This is a genomic window from Streptomyces sp. NRRL F-2664 (assembly GCF_000719345.1).
Taxonomy (GTDB): domain Bacteria; phylum Actinomycetota; class Actinomycetes; order Streptomycetales; family Streptomycetaceae; genus Streptomyces.
Map to the genome: position 1 here is coordinate 23,910 of NZ_JOFX01000035.1, position 20,638 is coordinate 44,547.

The window sequence follows — 20,638 nt, forward strand, 5'->3', positions numbered from 1 at the left end:
CCGGAGGCAGGGAGAGGAGCGGATCCGTGACGGATTTCGTCGGGCGGCGGCGCGAGCTCAAGGAGCTGCGCGAGGACATTGCGCGAACCGGGCTCGACACCCTCTCCGGCCGCAAGGCCAAGGCCCCCCGGGCGCGGGTGCTGCTGGTCGCCGGCCGCCCCGGATCCGGCCGCACCGCCCTCGCCGAGACGTTCGTGCGGGAGGTGGCCGACCAGTACCCCGACGGGGTGCTGCGCACCCGGCTCACCGCTCCCGGCGGGGAGAGCGTGGCCACCGAGCGGGCCCTGCGCGGCCTGCTGGCGGGACTGGGCCGGCGCACCCCGCCCGGCGCCGGCGAGGACGAGCTCGGCGAGGCGCTGCGCACCGCGCTCCAGGGCCGGCGGGCGATCATCCTGATCGACGACGCGTCCGATCCGCACCAGGTCGACGCCCTGCTCCCGGACACCCCCGAGTGCCTCGTCGTGGTCACCGCCGAAGGCCCGCTCACCGGCATCCCCGACGTACGCCCCTGCACCCTCGGCGGGCTCGACACCGTCTCCGCCGTCGCGATGCTCACCCACCGCATCGGGGACACCCGCGTCGCCACCGACCCCCGGGCCGCCGAGGCGCTCGCCGAGGCCTGCGGAGGCCAGCCCGCCGCGCTCGAACTGGTCGGCGGCTGGCTCGCGGCCCGTCCCAAGGCCGCGGTCGCCGATGTGGCCAAGCAGCTCCACGACATGCCCGCCGGGGCCGGGGGACCGCTCGGACGGGCGTTCCGGCTCGTCCACGACTCGCTGCCGCAGCCCGCCCAGCGGACGCTGCGCCTGCTGCCGCTGGCCCCCGCCGGCCTCGTCGACTCGCACACCGCCTCCGCGCTGGCCGGCTGCTCCGTCGCCGCCGCTCAGTCCACCCTGGACGACTTCGCCGGGCTGGGGCTGGTCCGGCACGCCCCCGACGGCCTGTTCCTCCTGCCCGGCTGCCTCGCGCCGACGCTCCAGGCCCTCCTGGAGGCCAAGGAGCGGCCGGCGGAGGTCCAGCTGGCGCGCGCCCGGATGCTGGAGCGGACCGTGCGGCTGCTGCACTCGTGCCGGGCCATGGCCACCGCCGAGGGCGACGACCTCGACGCCGACCTGCAGGAGCTGGTGGACGGCCTGCCGCGCGCCCTGCGGTTCCCCGACCGGCGGGCCGCCGCCCTGTGGCTGGACACCCGGCTCCCGGCCCTGTCCGCGGCTGCTTCCCTCGCCGTGGCCGACGGCGAGCTGGACACGCTGGCCCGGCGGCTGGTCGCCGCCCTCGTTCGGGCGCTCGCCGAGCACCGTGGCACCGCGGAGGCCGCCCCGGAGTTGTACGGGCTGCACCGCCTGGTCCTGGACGTGGCCGAGCGCCGCGACCTGTACCGGGAGCAGGCCGCCGCGCTGCTGAACCTGGCCGACCTGGACGCCGAGACCGGCCGCACACAGGAAGCATTGGAGCGCTACCGGGCCGCACTGGACGCCGGCAGGGCCGCGAACGACCCGTACGCGACGGGCCGCGCGATGGAATCCGTAGGCGGTGCCCACCAGGAGCTGGGGGACTGGCACCGGGCCGCCGACTGGTTCGGCCGGGCGCTCGCCCAGGCCCTGGCGCGGGGGGAGCGTGCGGACGAGGCCCGGCTGTACGGGCGGCTCGGGAACGTCCACACCTACGCGGGCCGGTACGGGGACGCCCTGCGCAGCTGGCGGGCCGCCGCCGCGGGGTACCGGAAGCTGGCCGATGTCCCGGGACAGGCCAAGGCGTTGAGCGAGATGGCGCGGATCCAGGAGTACGCCGGACGGCCCGAGGAATCCCTGCACACCTGCCGCGAGGCGGTGGAGCTCGCGCGGCGGGCCGGGGACCAGCGGCTCCAGGCCGCGCTGCAGGTCCGGCTGGCCGACACGCTGGACCGCCTCGGGGACCCGGCGGCGGCGCGACTGCACCGCTCCGCCGCGGACAGATTGCTGGGAGACGACCCCGCAGCCTGCGAAATCCGCAGTGGATCCGACTGAGATTATTCGTTTGCAAGGCTAGACAGCGACTCATCCTTCATTAAACTGGGTTCACCACGCCATCTCGTGGTGCATCCCGTTGCGCACTCTTGTGGGCGGGTATGTATGGAAGTGCCCCGTTATTTCCCCCTGAGTCAAGGACCGTGATCGACGATGAAGGTCGGCATCCCCCGCGAGGTCAAGAACAACGAGTTCCGGGTCGCCATCACGCCCGCCGGCGTGCATGAGCTGGTCCGAGGCGGCCACCAGGTCTTCATCGAGCAGAACGCCGGCGTCGGCTCCTCGATCACGGACGCCGAGTACGTCGCGGCCGGTGCCGAGATCCTCGGCACCGCCGACGAGGTCTGGGCCACCGCCGACCTGCTGCTCAAGGTCAAGGAGCCGATCGCGGAGGAGTACCACCGCCTCCGCAAGGACCAGACGCTCTTCACGTACCTGCACCTGGCGGCCTCCCGCGAGTGCACGGACGCCCTGCTGGAGTCCGGCACCACCGCCATCGCGTACGAGACGGTCGAGCTCGCCAACCGCGCCCTCCCGCTGCTCGCCCCGATGTCCGAGGTCGCGGGCCGCCTCGCCCCGCAGGTCGGTGCCTACCACCTGATGCGCTCGGCCGGCGGCCGCGGCGTCCTCCCGGGCGGCGTCCCCGGCACCCACGCCGGCGAGTGCGTCGTCATCGGCGGCGGCGTCTCCGGCTGGAACGCCGCGCAGATCGCCATCGGCATGGGCTTCCACGTGACGCTGCTCGACAGGGACATCAACAAGCTCCGCGAGGCCGACAAGATCTTCGGTACGAAGATCAAGACGATCGTCTCCAACGCCTACGAGCTGGAGAAGGCCGTCGTCGAGGCCGACCTCGTCATCGGCGCCGTCCTGATCCCGGGTGCGAAGGCCCCGAAGCTGGTCACCAACGAGCTCGTCGCCAAGATGAAGCCCGGAAGTGTCCTTGTCGACATTGCGATCGACCAGGGCGGCTGCTTCGAGGACTCCCGTCCGACCACCCACGCCGAGCCGACCTTCCAGGTCCACAACTCGGTCTTCTACTGCGTCGCCAACATGCCGGGCGCGGTGCCGAACACCTCCACCTACGCGCTGACCAACGCCACGCTGCCGTACATCGTGCAGCTCGCCAACCTCGGCTGGGTCGAGGCGCTGCGCCGTGACCCCGCGCTCGCGCTCGGCCTCAACACCCATGACGGCCAGGTCGTTTACGGCCCGGTCGCCGAGGCCCACGGCCTCGAGACCGTCGAGCTCGGCACGCTGCTCGGCTGACACGTCAACGACTGACGTCAATCTCACGTATCCGGCCGGACCTTGCCCGCAAGGTCCGGCCGGACGTGTTTGCGGAGCGCCGCGGGACCCCGCTCAACTCGCCGTGAACGTAACCCTTTAACCCATTCGCGCACACGCGAAACTTCGCGACGACAGCTCGGACGCCCTTGACAGAGTGGTGTTCGGTTGCCGACACATCGTGCCGGGTCCGGCGGATTGTGTTGCCGCTGAGCGGTGACACGCCATAGAGTCGCCAACCGTCGGCATGGTGCCACGCTGACCTATCGATAAGTGTCCTGGTCACGTCCGAGGAGGTAAGACGACTTGTGAATGAGTCGACATTTACTCCTGGGGGTGGTGGAGCGGGCGTCCCTGAGCGGGGCCAGAGTCCTGCCGGGCTCGAAGCTGTCGGCTCCGTCGCAGTACGCACCTTCGCAAACCACCAGCACATGACGACGCCCCAAAAGAGCATGGACGGCCTAGACGTGAACTCCAGGGCCGGCGACCTGAGCGGCGACACGCCCACGGGATTCGCCGACTACGACAATGTGCCCGAGGGGCACTTCTACGACCCCGACGCGGAGTACGAACCGGACCCCGAGTACGCGGCCACCCTCGCCCCCGACGCTGCCCGCCAGCGCCGTGAGCGGATCGGCCCGACCGGACGCCCGCTCCCGTACTTCCCCATCCCGGGTCCGCTGACCGACCACGGTCCGGCGAAGATCATCGCGATGTGCAACCAGAAGGGCGGCGTGGGCAAGACCACGTCGACCATCAACCTGGGTGCCGCCCTCGCCGAGTACGGGCGGCGCGTACTGCTCGTCGACTTCGACCCGCAGGGCGCGCTGTCCGTGGGCCTCGGCGTGAATCCGATGGAACTAGACCTGACGGTCTACAACCTGCTCATGGAGCGGGGCATGTCGGCCGACGAGGTGCTGCTCAAGACCGCGGTCCCCAACATGGACCTGCTGCCGAGCAACATCGACCTGTCCGCTGCCGAAGTGCAGCTGGTCAGCGAGGTCGCGCGCGAGTCCACCCTGCAGCGGGCCCTGAAGCCCCTGATGGCCGACTACGACTACATCGTGATCGACTGTCAGCCCTCGCTCGGCCTGCTGACCGTGAACGCCCTGACGGCGGCTCACAAGGTGATCGTGCCGCTGGAGTGCGAGTTCTTCGCACTGCGCGGCGTGGCGCTGCTGACCGAGACCATCGAGAAGGTGCAGGAGCGGCTCAACCCGGAGCTGGAGCTCGACGGCATCCTCGCCACCATGTACGACTCCCGTACGGTGCACAGCCGCGAGGTGCTGGCGCGCGTCGTCGAGGCCTTCGACGACCACGTCTACCACACGGTCATCGGCCGGACGGTGCGCTTCCCGGAGACCACGGTCGCCGGTGAGCCGATCACGACGTACGCGTCCAACTCCGTCGGCGCCGCCGCCTACCGCCAGCTCGCCAGGGAGGTGCTCGCCCGGTGTCACGCCGAGTGAGTCTGCCCGGAGCCGACGAACTGTTCCGCACGACCGGTGGGATGGCGCTCCAGTCGTCCTCGCCGCGCCGCGGGGGCGAGGAGACGGCCGCCGCGGAACACTCGGCCACGCCGGCCGGGGGCACGGCGGGTGAGGGCCGCAGCCGGGAGGCTGAGGCCGGTACGGACGCGGGCGGGCCCGTGGTGGGGCAGCCGCGGCGGCCGCAGGAAGGTTCTGTCAGCCCGGTCGGGCCGACCGCCGGGGCGGCCTCCGCCCCGACCGGGGCGACGCGGCGGAGCAAGGGTCAGGGACGCGGCGCGAACCGGCGGCCCAGCGGCCGCGAACGGCACGACGAGAAGATCACGGTCTACGTCTCCGCCGAGGAGCTGATGGACCTGGAGCACGCGCGGCTGGTGCTGCGCGGCGAGCACGGCCTGGCCGTCGACCGCGGCCGCATCGTTCGCGAGGCGGTGGCCGTGGTCCTCGCCGACCTGGAGTCCCGCGGCGACGCCAGCATCCTGGTCCGCCGCCTGCGCGGCCGCTGACCCCCGCCCGCAACGCGCCGGGCCGACCGTCAGGCCGGCCCCCACGGCGCGGTTGCCGCGCCGCCGCCCGTCGAAGGCCGCCGACCCGGTGTCGGCGGCCTTTCGCCTGCGGCGCGCTCGCTGCACGCGGGGCGTCCGCGGAGTCCGGGGAGACGTGGCCGGGTCCGACCGGGCCGGCCGTGGGCCTGCCGCGCCCGGCGGGTGCCGAAAGGTGTTCCGCGCCTGCGGCGCGCTCGCTCCGTCCCGACGCCGGCCGGCCGCCGGGAGGAGCCCCGTCCGCGGCAGGGCCACCGGCGCCGGCCGTGAGTCCCGCCGCCCGGCGGGGCCGGCCGTCGGTCGCCCGGCGCTCCGTGGCACCAGCGACCGCTCCCCGGTCCGGCCGGATCGACAGGACACCCCCTAGGCTTCCCGTGTTCGACCTGCCGCTTTCCGCACCCACCTGGACCGCCATGCCCCCCGATCACCACGCCGCCCGCCCGGCCCGCCGGACCCTGGGACGCGGGCCGGGCGCCGCCGAGGCCCCGGTGGCGGGTCAGGAGCCGCCGACCGACCCGGCGGCGGCCGAGGCCCCCGGCACGGGCCCGGCCGCGCCCGCCGGCGGGGCCGCCGTCCGCCCGGCTGCGGCGGAGCCCGGCGAAGCCCCCCACGGGCCCCCGGCCGCCCCCGCGGCGACCGGCGATCCGGCGGAGCCCGCCGCCGCTGCGCCGGAGCCGGCCCCGGCAGCGGGCTCCGGGGCGGACGGGCCCGGGGCGGGCGACGGCACCGCGGCCCCCGCCGGGGGCGACGGGCGGTTCACCCTGCGGCTGGACAACTTCGAGGGGCCCTTCGACCTGCTGCTCCAGCTGATCTCCCGGCACAAGCTCGACGTCACCGAGGTCGCGCTGTCCAAGGTCACCGACGAGTTCATGACGTACATCCGGGCCATGGGCCCCGACTGGGACCTCGACCAGACGACCGAGTTCCTCGTCGTCGCCGCGACCCTGCTCGACCTGAAGGCCGCCCGGCTGCTGCCGGCGGCCGAGGTCGAGGACGAGGCCGACCTCGCCCTGCTGGAGGCCCGCGACCTGCTCTTCGCCCGCCTGCTGCAGTACCGCGCGTACAAGCAGATCGCCGACCTCTTCGAACGGCGGGCGGAGAGCGAGGGCCGGCGCCACCCCCGCACGGTGGGGCTGGAGCCGCACCACGCCGACCTGCTGCCCGACGTCGTCATCAGCATCGGCGCCGACGGGTTCGCCCGCCTCGCGGTCAAGGCCATGCAGCCCAGGGCCGAGCCGCAGGTGTACGTGGACCACATCCACGCGCCCCTCGTCAGCGTGCGCGAGCAGGCCGGGGTCGTGGTGAGGATGCTGAAGGCGCGCGGGGAGGCCACCTTCCAGGAGCTGACCGAGGACGCCGGGGACACCCTCACCGTCGTGGCGCGCTTCCTGGCGCTGCTGGAGCTCTACCGGGAGAAGGCGGTCGCCCTCGACCAGGAGGAGGCCCTGCGGACCCTCACCGTCCGCTGGAGCGGCGGGGACGGTGACGGCATGCCGACCGTGACCGACGAGTTCGACCAGATCGTGGAGGCGAAAGAGTGAGCAGCAGCGACGGCAGCGGAAGCGACGGCCGCAGTGCGGTCGCCGCGCTGGAACTGAGGCCCGCCCTGGAGGCCGTCCTCATGGTCGTGGACGAGCCCGCGACCGAGGCGCACCTCGCCAAGGTGCTGGAGCGCACCCCGCGCGAGGTGGCGGAAGCGCTGCGGGAGCTCGCCGACGAGTACACGGCCGCGCGCCGGGGCTTCGAGCTGCGGCTCGTCGCGGGCGGCTGGCGGTTCTACAGCCGGGCCGAGTACGCCCCGGCGGTCGAGGGCTTCGTCCTGGACGGGCAGCAGGCCCGCCTCACGCAGGCGGCGCTGGAGACCCTGGCGGTCGTCGCGTACCGCCAGCCGGTGAGCCGGTCGCGGGTCTCCGCCGTACGCGGGGTCAACTGCGACGGGGTCATGCGGACCCTCCTCCAGCGCGGTCTGGTGGAGGAGGCGGGGACGGAACCCGAAACAGGTGCGATCCTATACAGGACGACGAACTACTTTCTGGAGCGGATGGGCCTGCGCGGCCTGGACGAGCTCCCGGAGCTCGCGCCCTTCCTCCCCGAGGCGGACGCGATCGAAGCCGAGACGCAAGAAGGTGTGCCGTCGTTCGATCCGGACGCACCGGACACCGAAGAAGACGACAAGACGACGGAACTTTGATGCGAAGCAGCGGCAACGGCAACGGTGGCAACAGGAACAGCGGCGGCGGCGGGCGCGGTGGCGCCCGTGGCGGCGGCTCCGGCGGCGGCGGTGGCTCCCGCGGCGGCTCGGGCGGCGGTGGCCCCCGGGGCGGCTCCAGCGGCGGTTCCGGCGGCTACCGCGGTGGCCAGGGCGGTTCCGGCGGCTACCGCGGTGGCCAGGGCGGCGGTCAGGGCGGCTCGCGAGACCGTGACCGCGACCAGGCGCCCCAGCGTCCCCGCAACCCCCGCCCCGAGGAGCGCCGCTACGACGTCGGCCCCGAGGGCGAGCGCACCCGCGGCGCACGCGGCTCGGCCGCGCGTGGTGGCGCCAAGGGCGGCCCGAAGGCGCCCAGGACCCCCGGGGTCGGCGGTGCCGGCGGCCCGCGCAGCGGTCCGGGCAGCCGCAGCGGCCAGTCCCGGCCGCGTGAGCTGGACGCGCGCATCGAGGAGCGCGTGCGCGACCGGTACGCCGACAAGCCCGTGATCAGGACCCCGAAGACCTTCCCCGGCGCCGAGCAGGAGGGCGAGCGGCTGCAGAAGGTCCTCGCCCGCGCCGGCATGGGCTCGCGCCGCGCCTGTGAGGAGCTGATCGAGCAGGCCCGCGTCGAGGTCAACGGCGAGATCGTCACCGAGCAGGGCAAGCGCGTCCAGCCGAAGGACGAGATCAAGGTCGACGGCCTGACCGTCGCCACCCAGTCGTACCTGTTCTTCGCGCTGAACAAGCCGGCCGGTGTCGTCTCCACGATGGAGGACCCGGACGGCCGCCAGTGCCTCGGCGACTACGTCACGAACCGCGAGACGCGGCTGTTCCACGTCGGCCGGCTGGACACCGAGACCGAGGGCATCATCCTGCTCACCAACCACGGCGAGCTGGCCCACCGCCTCACGCACCCCAAGTACGGCGTGCAGAAGACGTACGTCGCCGCGATCACCGGCAACCTGCCGCGCGACATCGGCAAGCGGCTGAAGGACGGCATCGAGCTGGAGGACGGCTGGGCGCGCGCCGACAACTTCCGCGTCGTCGACCAGGTCGGCAAGAACTACATGGTCGAGGTGACCCTCCACGAGGGCCGCAAGCACATCGTCCGCCGCATGCTGGCCGAGGCGGGCTTCCCCGTCGACAAGCTCGTCCGGACCTCCTTCGGTCCCATCGAGCTGGGCGACCAGAAGTCCGGCTGGCTGCGCCGCCTGACCAACACCGAGGTCGGCATGCTGATGCGCGAGGTCGGCCTCTAGCCTCCGGCACCACCCCGCTTGACGAAAAGCCCGCAGTGCCTTCGGCGCTGCGGGCTTTTCCCTTGCCCCGACCCGCCACCCCTGTTTATAGTCACTGTGACTATTAAAGGAAGTGGGGGCCGGGCATGAACTGGACCTTGAGCTGGACCGAGGCGCTCGGCTTCGCCACGGGCGCCCTGTGCGTCTGGCTGGTGGCCCGTCAGCACATCGCCAACTGGCCGATCGGCATCGCCAACAACATCTTCTTCATCGTGCTCTTCGCCCAGGCCGGCCTCTACGCCGACGCGGGCCTCCAGATCGTCTTCATCGCCCTCGCCGCGTACGGCTGGTGGTCCTGGACCCACGGGGGTGGACCAGGAACCGCGGGAGCCCTGCCGGTGCGCCGCACCACGCGCACCGAATGGCTCTGGCTGGCCGCGGCGGGGGCGGCGGGGACCCTCGCCCTGACCCTCCTGCTCGCCCGGGCCACCGACTCGACCGTCCCCCTCTGGGACGCGTCCACCACCGCGCTCTCCCTCGCGGCGACCTACGGCCAGTGCCGCAAGCTCGTCGAGTCCTGGTGGCTGTGGATCGCCGCCGACCTCCTCTACATCCCCCTGTACGTCCACAAGGGGCTGCACCTCACCGCCCTGCTCTACCTCGGCTTCCTCGCGCTCTGCGTCGCGGGCCTGCGCAGCTGGCACCGCACGCTCGCGGCGCGCACCGCCCCCACCGCCCTGGAGGCGACGGCATGAGGCGCTTCGGACACGGGCTGGTGCTCGGCAAGTTCTACCCGCCGCACGCCGGCCACCACCACCTGGTGCGCACCGCCCAGGACCGCTGCGAGCGGCTCACCGTCCTGGTCTGCGCCGCCTCCGTGGAGTCGGTGCCCCTCGCCGACCGCGTCGCCTGGATGCGGGAGGCCCATCCGGAGGCGGACGTCGTCGGCGCCGTCGACGACATCCCCGTCGACCTGCACGACCCGGACGTCTGGGAGGCCCACATGGCGATCTTCCGGGCCGCCGTCGGCCGGCCCGTCGACGCCGTCTTCACCTCCGAGGAGTACGGCACCGAACTCGCCCGCAGGTTCGGCGCCGAGGAGGTCTGCGTCGATCCCGCACGGAGCCTCTTCCCGGTCTCCGGGACCGCCGTGCGGGCCGACCCGGCCGCCTGCTGGGACTACCTCGGCCCGGCCGTGCGCGCCCGCCTCGCCCGCCGGGTCGTCGTCCTGGGCGCCGAGTCCACCGGCACGACCACGCTGTCGCGGGACCTGGCCGCGCACCTGCGGGCGCGCGGCGGTGTCTGGGCGGCCACCGGCTGGGTCGAGGAGTACGGACGCCGCTACAGCGAGGAGAAGCTCGCCGCGGCCCGCGCCGCGGACCCTGGCGCCACCTGGGCGGACGTCTCCTTCACCTCGGAGGAGTTCCCCGTGATCGCCCGCCGTCAGGACGAGGCGGAGGAGCGGGCGGCCCGGGCTGGATCCCCGGTGCTGGTCTGCGACACCGACTCCTTCGCCACCGGCATCTGGCACGAGCGGTACATGGGCGGCCGCAACGCCGAGGTCGAACGGATCGCCGCGCGCACGCGCCGGGACCTGTACCTGCTCACCGAGGACGCCGACGTGCCCTTCGAGGACGACGGGCTGCGCGAGGGACCCGAGCTCAGGCCCTGGATGACCCGGCGGTTCCGCGAGGAGCTGGAGGCCACCGGACGGCGCTTCCTGTCCGTGCGCGGTGACCGGCGGGAGCGGCTGGCCACCGCCGTGGCGGCCGTGGACGAACTCCTCGCCGAGGGCTGGCACTTCGCCGCCCCCCTCCCGGAGAACCGATGAGCGGGGCGGTGGACCCGGGCTATGACCCGTACGCCTTCGAGCCGTTCGCGGTGACCGTCGACCTCGCCGTGTTCACCGTGCGCGGCGGCGCCCTGCACGTGCTGCTCATCCGGCGCGGCCAGGAGCCGTACGCGGGTTCCTGGGCGCTGCCCGGCGGGTTCGTCCTGCCGCGGGAGTCCGCGGAGACCGCCGCCCGGCGCGAACTGGCCGAGGAGACCGGCCTGCCCGGGCAGGTCGTGGCGGCCCTGCACCTGGAACAGCTGCGCACCTACAGCGAGCCCGACCGGGACCCCCGGATGCGGGTCGTCTCGGTGGCCTTCACCGCCCTCGTGCCCGGCCTGCCCGAACCGGCCGCGGACGGCGGCGGGGACGCGGCGCAGGCCCGCTGGCTGCCCCTCGCGCAGGCCCCGGACCTGGCCTTCGACCACGCGGTGATCCTGGCCGACGCACGCGAGCGGATCCGCTCGAAGCTGGAGTACACCTGCCTGGCCACCGCCTTCTGCCCGCCCGAGTTCACGCTCGGGGAGCTGCTGGCCGTGTACGAGACCGTCTGGGACACCGTCCTCGACCGCCCCAACTTCCGCCGCAAGGTCCTGACGACACCCGGCTTCGTCGAGGCCGTGCCGGGCGCCGCCCGGCTCACCGGCGGCCGCGGCAAACCGGCCGCCCTCTACCGGGCCGGCCCCGCGACCGCCCTCCACCCACCGCTGCTCCGACCGGAAGGACCCACCCGATGACGAAGCGAGCCGCGACCGGCGCGCTGGTCGGCCTGGCCCTGGGCGACGCCCTGGGCTACCCGACCGAGTTCAATGATGTTCCCTCGATCCTCGCGAAGACCGGCCCGTGGCGCGAGATGCGCCTTCCCCGCCCGGCGATCGTCACGGACGACACCCAGATGACCCTCGCCCTGGCGCGCGGCATACGGACCGCCGCCGACCGCGGCCCGGTGGAGCCGCAGCGGCTGACCCGGCCCGTCCGGGAGGAGTTCGTCGACTGGTACCACTCGCCGGAGAACAACCGGGCGCCCGGCAACACCTGCCTGCAGGCCTGCGACCTGCTGAACGACCCGCAGCGCGACTGGCGCGACGCCAGCCGGACCGGCTCCAAGGGCTGCGGTGCGAACATGCGCGTGGCCCCCGTCGGCCTCGTCCCCGGCTGGACCGACGAGGAACGGGCCGGCGCCGCCCAGCTCCAGTCCGCCCTCACCCATGGCCACCCCACGGCGCTCGCCGCCTCCGACCTGACGGCGCGGGCGGTGCACCTGCTGGCCGCCGGCACCGAGGTGACCGGCCTCGTCGGACGGCTGCGCTCGTACGCCCTGGAGAACCGCACCCGCTACCACGAGCGCTGGCTCGGCGACCTGTGGGCGCGGACCGCCTCCGACGCCACGCCCGAGTCCTTCATCGCCCGCGGCTGGGACGAGTGCCTGGCGGTGCTGGACCGGCTCACGGCCGCCCTGCGCTCCCCGTCCCCGGAGACCGACCCCTGCCAGACCACCGGTGACGGCTGGATCGCCGAGGAGGCCCTCGCCACCGCCCTGCAGTGCTTCCTCCTCTTCCCGGACGAGCCGCTGACCGCCCTGCGCCGCGCCGCCTGCACCCGGGGCGACTCCGACTCCCTCGCCTGCCTCGCCGGCGCCTTCGCCGGAGCCCACCTCGGGGCGGACGCCTGGCCGCACGACTGGGAGGGCCGCATCGAGTACCGGGACGAACTCCTGGCCTTCGGCGCCCTCTGGGATGCTTGATCCATGCTGGACGCCCTGAGTATCGACCTGGCCCCCGTCGTGGCCGAGCAGCCCGACCCGCTGCTCTTCGCCACGGTGTCGGGCGCGCACCTGTACGGCTTCCCCTCGCGGGACTCCGACATCGACCTGCGCGGGGCGCACCTGCTCCCGGCGGAGGACCTCCTGGGCCTGCGCGAGCCCGAGGAGACCCGCACCCGCATGTGGGACCGTGACGACGTGGAGATGGACCTCGTCACGCACGACCTGCGCAAGTTCGTCCGCCTCATGCTCAACCGCAACGGCTACGTGCTGGAGCAGCTGCTCTCCCCGCTGGTGGTCCACACGACACCGGCCCACGAGGAACTCGTCGCCCTGGCCCCCGCGGTCCTGACCTCCCACCACGCCCACCACTACCGGGGCTTCGCCAACACCCAGTGGCGGCTCTTCGACAAGGCCGCCGAACTCAAGCCGCTGCTCTACGCCTTCCGGGCACTGCTCACCGGCATCCACCTCATGCGGTCGGCCGAGGTGCAGGCCCACCTGCCGACGCTGCTGACCGAGGTGCCGGAGGCGCCCGCCTACCTCGGCGCCCTGATCGAGGCCAAGGTCGCGGCCGAGCACGGCGGCTACGAGGGCCCGCCCGTCACCGCGGTGCGGGAGGACTTCGAGGCGCTGCACGCGGTGCTGGACGCCGCGCAGGCGGCCACCGCGCTCCCCGAGCAGGGGTCGGCGTACGACGCGCTGGACGCGTACGTCGTCCGGCGGCGCCGGACCCTACACGGCTGACGCGCGACGGGTGCGGACGAGGAAGTCCTCCACCCGGGCACGGTCCGGCTCCTCCGGCAGGGGAGTGCCGGCCAGGGCCCCGTCCGTCTCCTCCTGCAGCGCGGTCATCCAGGCGTCCACCTCGTCCCAGGACAGCTCACCGCGGCGCACCGCGAGGAGGCGGTCGCGGTACGGGCCCGCGTGGACGTCCAGGACCCCCGTGCGCAGCAGGTCGCGGCAGGACAGCAGCAGCCGCAGCAGGTGCATGGCGTGCTTCCAGCGCGGCGCCCCGTGGACGCGGACGTCCGCGACGAGCTTGCCGTGCTGGGAGGCCGCGTACCGGCCGAAGCTGGTGTGGGCGCGGCGGGACAGGAAGGCCCCGCGCAGCGCGAGCAGTTCCTCGCCGACCGGTGTGAGGTGGTCCACCAGGGGGGAGTGCAGGCACTCCAGGATGTTCGGGTTGGCCCGCAGGGCGAGTTCGCAGAAGCGTTCCAGCTCCCAGGAGAACTCCTCCTCCCGGGGCCCCTCGACGTGGCGGGGCGGCTTCTCCAACCGCCAGAACAGCGGGGTCGGCGCGAGATAGACCCCGCGCAGGTCGGTGTCGCTGGTCTCCGTCGCGAGCCCGAACGCCCGGGAACCCATCACGCACCGGTAGACCGTGTGGTCCCGTACCAGCGTCAGATCGTCCATCCCGGAAGCCTACGACGGCGCACGCCCGCCCTGCCGAGCTGTTTTCGCAGGCCGGCAGGGCGGCGAGCACCGCTCCCGCTACGCGAGCGTGATGTTGCCGTCCGCCGCGACCGTGATCTTCTTCTCGGCCAGCCCCTTGGTGGCCGGCCCCTTGATCACCGCACCGTCGGTGGCCTTGAACTCGCTGTTGTGGCAGGGGCAGTCGATCGTGTTGTCCTCCACCTTGGTCACCAGGCAGCCCTGGTGGGGGCAGACCGCGGTGAAGCAGCGGAAGGAGCCCTTCGTGGGCTGCGTGATGACGAGCTTCTCCTCCTTGAGGACCTTGCCGCCGCCCACGGGTACGTCCGCCGCCTTGGCGATGGCCTTCCCGCCGGCCGCGCCGCCCGCCGAGGGCGTCGCGGCCGGTGCGGAGCCGGGCGGCGGGGTGGCGGCGCCGTTCGGCTCGCCGGACGCGGTGTTCCCGCCGTCGCCGCCACCACCGCAGGCGGTGAGCGCACCGCCGGCCAGGGCGGCGGCGCCGGCCACCAGTACCTTGCGCCGGACGGTCTGCGTGGGATCGCTCATCAGTCTCTCCTCGCTGTGTGGCGGATCGGCGTGCAGCATCCTGACGTGCGGCGGGCCCCAGGAGAAGCCTGCCGCGCCCGAATCACGAGCTTCGCTGCCACGGTGCCAGTGAGGCGGGTGCGCCAGGTGTGCGTACGACCTCCCACACGCGGATCACGGCGTCCCGGTTCAGCGGACCGAAAACATGGGGGAAACGGTCGCCGGAATCACCTTCCCGGCGGACCTCCGCGGTCAGCACGTCCTCGTCGAGCTCGACCGCGAGCAGGGTCCCCGGCTGTGCGCGGTAGTGCGCGTCGGCGATGCCCAGGGCCGTCGCACGGTCCGCCGAGCAGTGCACGAACCCCTCGGAGTCCAGCGACGGCGGGGCGTACGGGCGCTCCGGCGCGGCGGTCCAGTCGGCGAGCGGGACGATGTGGAAGATCATGCCGATCGTTCTACCGCAGGGGGGCGGTGCCGGGGGGAGGAAGCACCGGACCGTCGTCCGTGCGCGGGCCCGGCCGCCGTCCCACAGGGCGGTCGGCCGGGTCCCCGTTGCGTACCGTCTGGCTACCCTGAGTCAGAACCTGTCGTCACGTACCCGTGGAGCCCCCGTGAGAACCGCCGTCGTCATCGGAACCGGACTGATCGGCACCTCCGCCGCGCTCGCGCTCACGGCCCGCGGGGTCACCGTGCACCTCGCCGACCATGACCCCGACCGGGTCCGCACGGCCGCCGCCCTCGGAGCCGGCACCGACGAGCCCCCGCAGGAGCAGGTCGACCTGGCGATCGTCGCCGTCCCGCCCGCCCACGTGGCCGCGACCCTGGCCGACCTGATGGGCCGCGGCGCGGCCCGCGCCTACGTCGACGTGGCCAGCGTCAAGGGCGGGCCGCGGCGGGAACTGGCCGCCCTCGGCGTCGACGCCACCGCCTACATCGGCACGCACCCGATGGCGGGCAAGGAGCAGTCGGGGCCGCTCGCCGCGACCGCCGACCTCTTCGAGGGACGGCCCTGGGTGCTCACCCCGACCCGTGACACCGACCACGAGGTGCTCAACCTCGCCCTGGAACTCGTCGCCCTGTCCCGCGCCGTGCCGGTGGTGATGGACGCGGACGCGCACGACCGGGCCGTCGCCCTCGTCTCGCACACCCCGCAGCTCGTCTCCAGCATGGTCGCCGCCCGCCTGGAAGAGGCCGACGAGAGCGCCGTACGGCTCTGCGGGCAGGGCATCCGCGACGTGACGCGGATCGCGGCCTCCGACCCGCGGATGTGGGTGGAGATCCTCTCCGCCAATCCGGGGCCGGTCGCCGACGTCCTCGCCGGGATCGCGGCGGACCTGGAGGAGACCGTCGACGCGCTGCGCAGCCTGCAGTCCGCCGACGTCGAGAAGCGGCGCGGCGGGGCCGCGGGCATCGAGGACGTCCTGCGCCGCGGCAACGCCGGCCGGGTCCGCGTCCCGGGCAAGCACGGAGCGGCACCCACGGTCTACGAGACGGTGGCCGTCCTCATCAGCGACCAGCCGGGCGAGCTGGCGCGGATCTTCGCCGACGCGGGCCGTGCCGGGGTCAACATCGAGGACGTGCGGATCGAGCACGCCACGGGCCAGCAGGCCGGTCTGGTCCAGCTCATGGTGGAGCCGCGGTCCGTGGCCGGGCTCACCGCCGAGCTGCGGGAACGGGGCTGGGCGCTGCGCAGCCGGTAGCCGGAAAGCGCGGGCGGGGCCGGGGGGTGCCGGGGCCCGGTAACCTTGGAGAGGGGCGCTTTGCCGCGCCCGGACACGTACGCGCAACCAGGAAGGTGCCCGCACCGTGGAAACCGCCGCTCCGTCCGCCGTGATCGTCGCCATCGACGGTCCCTCCGGCACGGGCAAGTCCAGCACCTCCAAGGCCGTGGCCGCCAAGCTCGGGCTGCGCTACCTGGACACCGGTGCCCAGTACCGGGCCATCACCTGGTGGATGATCTCCAACGGGGTCGACACCGACGACGCGCAGGCCGTCGCCGTCGCCGCCGGCAAGCCCACCATCGTGTCCGGCACCGACCCGGCCGCCCCCACCATCACCGTGGACGGCCTCGACGCCGCAGCTCCCATCCGCACCCAGGAGGTCACCTCCAGGGTCAGCGCCGTCAGCGCCGTCCCCGAGGTGCGCACGCTGATCACCGAGCTCCAGCGCTCCATCGCCGCCGAGGCGGCCCGGGACGCGGACGGGATCGTCGTCGAGGGCCGGGACATCGGCACCACCGTCCTGCCCGACGCCGACCTCAAGATCTTCCTGACGGCCTCCGCCGAGGCGCGCGCCGCCCGGCGCAGCGGCGAGCTCCGCGGCAAGGAGGCCGCCGACCTCGCGGCCACCAAGGCCGCGCTGATCAAGCGCGACGCCGCCGACTCCGGTCGCAAGACCTCGCCGCTGGCCAAGGCCGACGACGCCGTCGAGGTGGACACCACCGAGCTCACGCTCGACCAGGTGATCGAGTGCGTCGTCACCCTCGTCGAGGAGAAGCGGGCGGTCCGCACGTGAGCCGAACGCCCTCCCTCAAGGGTGCGGCGGTCGGCAGGCGCATCGGCATCGGCCTCATGTACGGGCTGTGGAAGCCGCGCGTCCTGGGCGCCTGGAAGGTGCCCGCCTCGGGCCCCGTCATCCTCGCCGTGAACCACACGCACAACATAGACGGCCCCATGGTGATGGGCACCGCGCCCCGCCCCCTGCACTTCCTGATCAAGAAGGAAGCGTACGTGGGCCCGCTCGGCCCCTTCCTGGACGGCATCGGACAGGTCAAGGTCGACCGCTCCGGCGCCGACCGGGCGGCGATAGGCCGCGCCCTCGCCGTGCTCGACCAGGGCGGGGCCCTCGGGATCTTCCCCGAGGGCACCAGGGGCGAGGGCGACTTCGCCTCGCTGCGCGCGGGCCTCGCGTACTTCGCGGTCCGCAGCGGCGCGCCCATCGTGCCCGTCGCCGTCCTCGGCAGCGCCGAGGACCGTGGCAGGCTGGTCCCCGGGCTGCCACCCTTCAAGAGCCGGGTCGACGTCGTCTTCGGCTCGGCCTTCGACGCCGGGGACGGCAGTGGCCGCCGTACCCGTACCGCGCTGGACCTGGCCACCGTACGCATCCAGGACCGGCTGACCGCCCACCTGGCCGACGCCAAGCGCCTGACCGGGCGCTGAGCGAGACTTGACCCAGTAGTGGAACCGCGCTGCGCGGGCACCACCGATCACCACGAACGACGAGGAACGGACTTCATGAACGACCAGCACGACCACGGAGCGCTTGGCGATGCCGAGTACGCGGAGTTCATGGAGCTCGCCGCGGAAGAGGGCTTCGACCTCGAAGAGGTCGAAGGTGCCATCGAGGAGGCGGGCCACGGCCCACTGCCCGTCCTCGCCGTCGTGGGCCGCCCCAACGTCGGCAAGTCGACCCTGGTGAACCGCATCATCGGCCGCCGCGAGGCGGTCGTCGAGGACAAGCCCGGCGTCACCCGCGACCGCGTCACCTACGAGGCCGAATGGGCCGGCCGGCGCTTCAAGGTCGTCGACACCGGCGGCTGGGAGCAGGACGTCCTCGGCATCGACGCGGCCGTCGCCGCCCAGGCCGAGTACGCCATCGAGACCGCCGACGCGGTCGTCTTCGTCGTGGACGCCAAGGTCGGCGCCACCGACAGCGACGAGGCCGTCGTCAAGCTGCTCCGCAAGGCGAAGAAGCCCGTCGTCCTGTGCGCCAACAAGGTCGACGGCCAGAGCGGCGAGGCCGACGCGGCCTCCCTGTGGTCCCTGGGCCTCGGCATGCCGCACCCCGTCTCCTCGCTGCACGGCCGCGGCACCGGCGACATGCTCGACGCCGTCCTCGACGTCCTGCCCGAGGCCCCCGAGCAGACCTTCGGCGGGGTCGCGCCGGGCGGCCCGCGCCGCATCGCGCTCATCGGCCGCCCGAACGTCGGCAAGTCCTCGCTGCTCAACAAGGTCGCGAAGGAGAACCGGGTCGTCGTCAACGAGCTGGCCGGCACCACCCGCGACCCGGTCGACGAGCTCATCGAGCTCGGTGGCGTCACCTGGAAGTTCGTCGACACCGCCGGCATCCGCAAGAAGGTCCACCTCCAGCAGGGAGCCGACTACTACGCCTCGCTGCGCACCGCGGCGGCCGTGGAGAAGGCCGAGGTGGCCGTCATCCTGATCGACACCACCGAGACCATCAGCGTCCAGGACCAGCGCATCATCACCATGGCCGTCGATGCCGGCCGCGCGATCGTGATCGCCTACAACAAGTGGGACGAGCTCGACGAGGAGCGCCGCTACTACCTCGAGCGCGAGATCGAGACCGAGATGCAGCAGGTCTCCTGGGCCCCCCGCGTGAACGTCTCCGCGCTCACCGGCCGCCACATGGAGAAGCTGGTCCCGGCGATCGAGACCGCCCTCGCCGGCTGGGAGACGCGCGTCCCCACCGGCCGGCTGAACGCCTTCCTCGGCGAGGTCGTCGCCGCCCACCCGCACCCGATCCGCGGCGGCAAGCAGCCCCGCATCCTGTTCGGTACCCAGGCGGGGAGCAAGCCGCCGCGGTTCGTCCTGTTCGCCTCGGGCTTCCTGGAGCACGGTTACCGGCGCTTCATCGAGCGCCGCCTGCGCGAGGAGTTCGGCTTCGAGGGCACCCCGATCCACATGTCGGTGCGGGTGCGCGAGAAGCGCGGCGCCCAGTACAAGAAGAAGAAGTAGCAGCGGCGGTCCGGGGTCAGTAGCCCCGGCGCGGAGCGGGCGGCAGGGCCGCCGGGATGTGCGTCATCCCGGTCTGGTGCTGCCGCCCTTCGGCGTATCCGGAGCCTCCGGCGTAGGAGTAGGCGGGCTGGCTCTGGGGCTGCGTCGGGGACGGGGCCTGCGGGCCGCAGGAGGGCTGCCAGCCGTCCGCCCGCTGCCACGCGGGACTGGAACCGCTCCAGCCGCCGGCGTACGAGCCGACCGTGTAGCCGCCCCCGTAGGAGAAGGCCGTGAAGCCGAGGTCCTCCTCGCCCGTACGGTCTCCCGGCAGGGCCCGGAAGGCGCGCAGGTACTCCGAGTACAGCGTGTCGTAGATCGGGGTGTGCGAGACGGCCGGGGAGCTGTCCCGCTCCCGTACGGGACGCATGGCGGGGACGGTGCTCGGATGGGACGGGGCGCGGGAGGAGTCGTATGGATGCACGTATCAGCCAACGAAACCGGCGCGCTGCGGATGCGGGGTGACGGGGGAGGAAACACAGATCGCCGGGGGTGTGCGGGACGGACCGCACACCCCCGGCGCACGCCGCCCGGCCCCCTCCACGGGGGCCGGGCGGACGCTCTCGGTACCGCTCCGGATCAGGCGCCGGGCGTCCCCGCCAGCGGCATCGCGGCGGCCACGAGCTTGCCCGCGGCGGCAGCCTTGTCCAACGCGTCACGCAGCAGGTCCTCGCGCGGCTGCTGGCCGATGGAGCCCACCGGGGCGGCGTAGAGGAGCACGCGCTGGGTCTTCTGGACCGCCGTGCGCCAGCCGTCGGTGACCGACAGCGCCTGGTGCGCCTGCCACCAGGCGACCTGGCCGCCGCCCTCGGTGCCCGGCTGCAGCACGGCGTGCAGCTGACCGGCGGCGAGCAGGACCGACCAGCCGCCGAGGAGGGTGGGCAGCTCGGACGTGTCGGTCACCGGGATGAAGCCCTGCTCGATCAGCAGCGGCAGGAAGTCGTCCCCGGGGCCGTCGCTGCCCGGACGGGCGATGGGCGCGGTCGGCTCGACGACCAGGGCGGGGTGCAGTTCGCCGCCGATCAGCACCAGGCCGCTGGTGATGCCGAGGACGGCCTGGCCGCCGGGCACGTTCTGCGGCGCGGCCGCGGCCCCCGCGTCCGTGACGGAGGCCGGGCTGTCGCCGGTGATGCTGCGGACCGCGCCCTGGAGCTGCTCCTCGGAGACGGAGACGACCTGCGAGGGGATGCAGGCGGCGTGGGCGAAGGCGAGGACGGCGGTCTCCTCGCCGACGAACAGCACCGTGCTGGTGCGCTCGTTCTCCGGGTCGCCCGGGGTGCGGCAGGAGGTGCAGTCGTAACTGCGCGGCGCGTCGTCGCCGACGAGCAGCCTGTCGGCTTCTTCGTCGCCGATCTCGGCACGTACCTCATCACTGACGTCGAGCATGCGCGGCACGGGATGGCTCCTCGGCATAGGTGCGGGTCCGGGAGGCTCCCGGCTCGCCGGGCACAACGCGGGAGCCGCTGCCGGGGTCACGCCATTTGAGGGAACGGATTCGAACCGGGCGCCCGGAAGGGTGAACCGTGCGACCGGGGCTTCACATGTGTGGCAACTGGTGTCGCGTTGTGCGCAGTTGCCGGTCGGGTGTGGCCGTTTGGGGGCGGGGGT

General features: G+C 73.4%; 21 protein-coding genes. 16 read left to right on the top strand and 5 right to left on the bottom strand.

Annotated elements, in window-relative coordinates:
- The first annotated feature begins 26 nt into the window (after positions 1-26).
- The 12 genes from IF89_RS0126200 (at position 27) to IF89_RS0126255 (ending at position 13,085) form a co-directional block, all read left to right on the top strand.
- Positions 27-2,003 carry a tetratricopeptide repeat protein gene (locus tag IF89_RS0126200; protein WP_234327877.1) on the top strand — a complete coding sequence of 659 codons (1,977 nt, stop codon included), beginning with the start codon at positions 27-29 and terminating at the stop codon, positions 2,001-2,003.
- A gap of 153 nt (positions 2,004-2,156) precedes the next feature.
- Positions 2,157-3,272 (top strand): alanine dehydrogenase, encoded by a 1,116-nt coding sequence (gene ald / locus IF89_RS0126205; RefSeq protein ID WP_030772946.1) that lies wholly within the window; start codon positions 2,157-2,159, stop codon positions 3,270-3,272.
- 449 nt (positions 3,273-3,721) lie between these two features.
- Positions 3,722-4,759, top strand: a complete 1,038-nt coding sequence (locus IF89_RS0126210; protein ID WP_225884681.1) for a ParA family protein — start codon at positions 3,722-3,724, stop codon at positions 4,757-4,759.
- Complete coding sequence (locus tag IF89_RS0126215; RefSeq protein WP_078628523.1) at positions 4,744-5,283, top strand: hypothetical protein; 540 nt, start codon at positions 4,744-4,746, stop codon at positions 5,281-5,283. The genes IF89_RS0126210 and IF89_RS0126215 overlap by 16 nt, the downstream gene beginning before the upstream one ends.
- A gap of 449 nt (positions 5,284-5,732) precedes the next feature.
- Positions 5,733-6,860 (top strand): segregation and condensation protein A, encoded by a 1,128-nt coding sequence (locus IF89_RS0126220; protein WP_030772951.1) that lies wholly within the window; start codon positions 5,733-5,735, stop codon positions 6,858-6,860.
- Positions 6,857-7,510, top strand: coding sequence for an SMC-Scp complex subunit ScpB (gene scpB / locus IF89_RS0126225; protein WP_030772953.1), 654 nt, complete (start codon positions 6,857-6,859; stop codon positions 7,508-7,510). The genes IF89_RS0126220 and scpB overlap by 4 nt, the downstream gene beginning before the upstream one ends.
- The gene (locus IF89_RS0126230; RefSeq protein WP_030772955.1) at positions 7,510-8,766 is read left to right on the top strand and encodes a pseudouridine synthase; all 1,257 of its coding nucleotides are present in this window, start codon (positions 7,510-7,512) and stop codon (positions 8,764-8,766) included. Before scpB ends, IF89_RS0126230 begins: the two co-directional genes overlap by 1 nt.
- Positions 8,767-8,891: 125 nt before the next feature.
- Positions 8,892-9,500, top strand: a complete 609-nt coding sequence (pnuC, locus tag IF89_RS0126235; protein WP_030772958.1) for a nicotinamide riboside transporter PnuC — start codon at positions 8,892-8,894, stop codon at positions 9,498-9,500.
- A complete protein-coding gene (locus tag IF89_RS0126240) occupies positions 9,497-10,576 on the top strand; it encodes an AAA family ATPase (protein WP_030772962.1) in 1,080 nt (359 codons plus the stop codon). The genes pnuC and IF89_RS0126240 overlap by 4 nt, the downstream gene beginning before the upstream one ends.
- Entirely contained in the window at positions 10,573-11,313 is a 741-nt protein-coding gene (locus IF89_RS0126245; protein ID WP_030772965.1) for an NUDIX hydrolase, read from the top strand. Before IF89_RS0126240 ends, IF89_RS0126245 begins: the two co-directional genes overlap by 4 nt.
- The gene (locus IF89_RS0126250; RefSeq protein ID WP_030772968.1) at positions 11,310-12,320 is read left to right on the top strand and encodes an ADP-ribosylglycohydrolase family protein; all 1,011 of its coding nucleotides are present in this window, start codon (positions 11,310-11,312) and stop codon (positions 12,318-12,320) included. Before IF89_RS0126245 ends, IF89_RS0126250 begins: the two co-directional genes overlap by 4 nt.
- A gap of 3 nt (positions 12,321-12,323) precedes the next feature.
- Positions 12,324-13,085: a DNA polymerase beta superfamily protein gene (locus IF89_RS0126255; protein WP_030772971.1), complete on the top strand. Its 762-nt coding sequence runs from the start codon at positions 12,324-12,326 to the stop codon at positions 13,083-13,085.
- On the opposite strand, the gene IF89_RS0126260 is transcribed toward IF89_RS0126255, so the two are convergent.
- From IF89_RS0126260 to IF89_RS0126270, 3 genes are all read right to left on the bottom strand, one after another.
- The gene (locus tag IF89_RS0126260; RefSeq protein ID WP_030772974.1) at positions 13,074-13,754 is read right to left on the bottom strand and encodes a DNA polymerase beta superfamily protein; all 681 of its coding nucleotides are present in this window, start codon (positions 13,752-13,754) and stop codon (positions 13,074-13,076) included. The genes IF89_RS0126255 and IF89_RS0126260 overlap by 12 nt on opposite strands.
- A 78-nt stretch (positions 13,755-13,832) precedes the next feature.
- The gene (locus IF89_RS0126265; protein WP_030772978.1) at positions 13,833-14,318 is read right to left on the bottom strand and encodes a Rieske (2Fe-2S) protein; all 486 of its coding nucleotides are present in this window, start codon (positions 14,316-14,318) and stop codon (positions 13,833-13,835) included.
- An 82-nt stretch (positions 14,319-14,400) separates the two neighbouring features.
- Positions 14,401-14,742 carry a DUF952 domain-containing protein gene (locus IF89_RS0126270; protein WP_030772981.1) on the bottom strand — a complete coding sequence of 114 codons (342 nt, stop codon included), beginning with the start codon at positions 14,740-14,742 and terminating at the stop codon, positions 14,401-14,403.
- Positions 14,743-14,908: 166 nt separating this feature from the next.
- On the opposite strand from IF89_RS0126270, the gene IF89_RS0126275 reads away from it, so the two are divergent.
- The 4 genes from IF89_RS0126275 to der all read left to right on the top strand — a co-directional run bounded on the left by IF89_RS0126275 (position 14,909) and on the right by der (position 18,994).
- Positions 14,909-15,997 carry a prephenate dehydrogenase gene (locus IF89_RS0126275; RefSeq protein ID WP_030772984.1) on the top strand — a complete coding sequence of 363 codons (1,089 nt, stop codon included), beginning with the start codon at positions 14,909-14,911 and terminating at the stop codon, positions 15,995-15,997.
- Between the two features lie 106 nt (positions 15,998-16,103).
- Positions 16,104-16,811, top strand: coding sequence for a (d)CMP kinase (gene cmk / locus IF89_RS0126280; protein ID WP_030772986.1), 708 nt, complete (start codon positions 16,104-16,106; stop codon positions 16,809-16,811).
- Complete coding sequence (locus IF89_RS0126285) at positions 16,766-17,455, top strand: lysophospholipid acyltransferase family protein (RefSeq protein ID WP_030772989.1); 690 nt, start codon at positions 16,766-16,768, stop codon at positions 17,453-17,455. The genes cmk and IF89_RS0126285 overlap by 46 nt, the downstream gene beginning before the upstream one ends.
- 75 nt (positions 17,456-17,530) lie before the next feature.
- Complete coding sequence (gene der / locus IF89_RS0126290; RefSeq protein WP_030772992.1) at positions 17,531-18,994, top strand: ribosome biogenesis GTPase Der; 1,464 nt, start codon at positions 17,531-17,533, stop codon at positions 18,992-18,994.
- Positions 18,995-19,010: 16 nt separating this feature from the next.
- Here der and IF89_RS0126295 read toward each other — a convergent pair whose 3' ends face one another.
- On the bottom strand, positions 19,011-19,400 hold the full coding sequence (locus tag IF89_RS0126295; RefSeq protein WP_078628524.1) for a hypothetical protein: 390 nt from the start codon (positions 19,398-19,400) through the stop codon (positions 19,011-19,013).
- A gap of 209 nt (positions 19,401-19,609) precedes the next feature.
- The gene (locus tag IF89_RS0126300) at positions 19,610-20,425 is read right to left on the bottom strand and encodes a hypothetical protein (protein WP_030773003.1); all 816 of its coding nucleotides are present in this window, start codon (positions 20,423-20,425) and stop codon (positions 19,610-19,612) included.
- Positions 20,426-20,638 lie beyond the last annotated feature (213 nt).

Coding starts and splice junctions, on each gene's coding strand:
- ald (WP_030772946.1), top strand. CDS start 2,157: ATGAAGGTCGGCATCCCCCGCGAGGTCAAGAACAACGAGTTCCGGGTC.
- IF89_RS0126210 (WP_225884681.1), top strand. CDS start 3,722: ATGACGACGCCCCAAAAGAGCATGGACGGCCTAGACGTGAACTCCAGG.
- IF89_RS0126220 (WP_030772951.1), top strand. CDS start 5,733: ATGCCCCCCGATCACCACGCCGCCCGCCCGGCCCGCCGGACCCTGGGA.
- IF89_RS0126230 (WP_030772955.1), top strand. CDS start 7,510: ATGCGAAGCAGCGGCAACGGCAACGGTGGCAACAGGAACAGCGGCGGC.
- pnuC (WP_030772958.1), top strand. CDS start 8,892: ATGAACTGGACCTTGAGCTGGACCGAGGCGCTCGGCTTCGCCACGGGC.
- IF89_RS0126240 (WP_030772962.1), top strand. CDS start 9,497: ATGAGGCGCTTCGGACACGGGCTGGTGCTCGGCAAGTTCTACCCGCCG.
- IF89_RS0126245 (WP_030772965.1), top strand. CDS start 10,573: ATGAGCGGGGCGGTGGACCCGGGCTATGACCCGTACGCCTTCGAGCCG.
- IF89_RS0126250 (WP_030772968.1), top strand. CDS start 11,310: ATGACGAAGCGAGCCGCGACCGGCGCGCTGGTCGGCCTGGCCCTGGGC.
- IF89_RS0126255 (WP_030772971.1), top strand. CDS start 12,324: ATGCTGGACGCCCTGAGTATCGACCTGGCCCCCGTCGTGGCCGAGCAG.
- IF89_RS0126260 (WP_030772974.1), bottom strand. CDS start 13,754: ATGGACGATCTGACGCTGGTACGGGACCACACGGTCTACCGGTGCGTG.
- IF89_RS0126265 (WP_030772978.1), bottom strand. CDS start 14,318: ATGAGCGATCCCACGCAGACCGTCCGGCGCAAGGTACTGGTGGCCGGC.
- IF89_RS0126270 (WP_030772981.1), bottom strand. CDS start 14,742: ATGATCTTCCACATCGTCCCGCTCGCCGACTGGACCGCCGCGCCGGAG.
- der (WP_030772992.1), top strand. CDS start 17,531: ATGAACGACCAGCACGACCACGGAGCGCTTGGCGATGCCGAGTACGCG.
- IF89_RS0126295 (WP_078628524.1), bottom strand. CDS start 19,400: ATGCGTCCCGTACGGGAGCGGGACAGCTCCCCGGCCGTCTCGCACACC.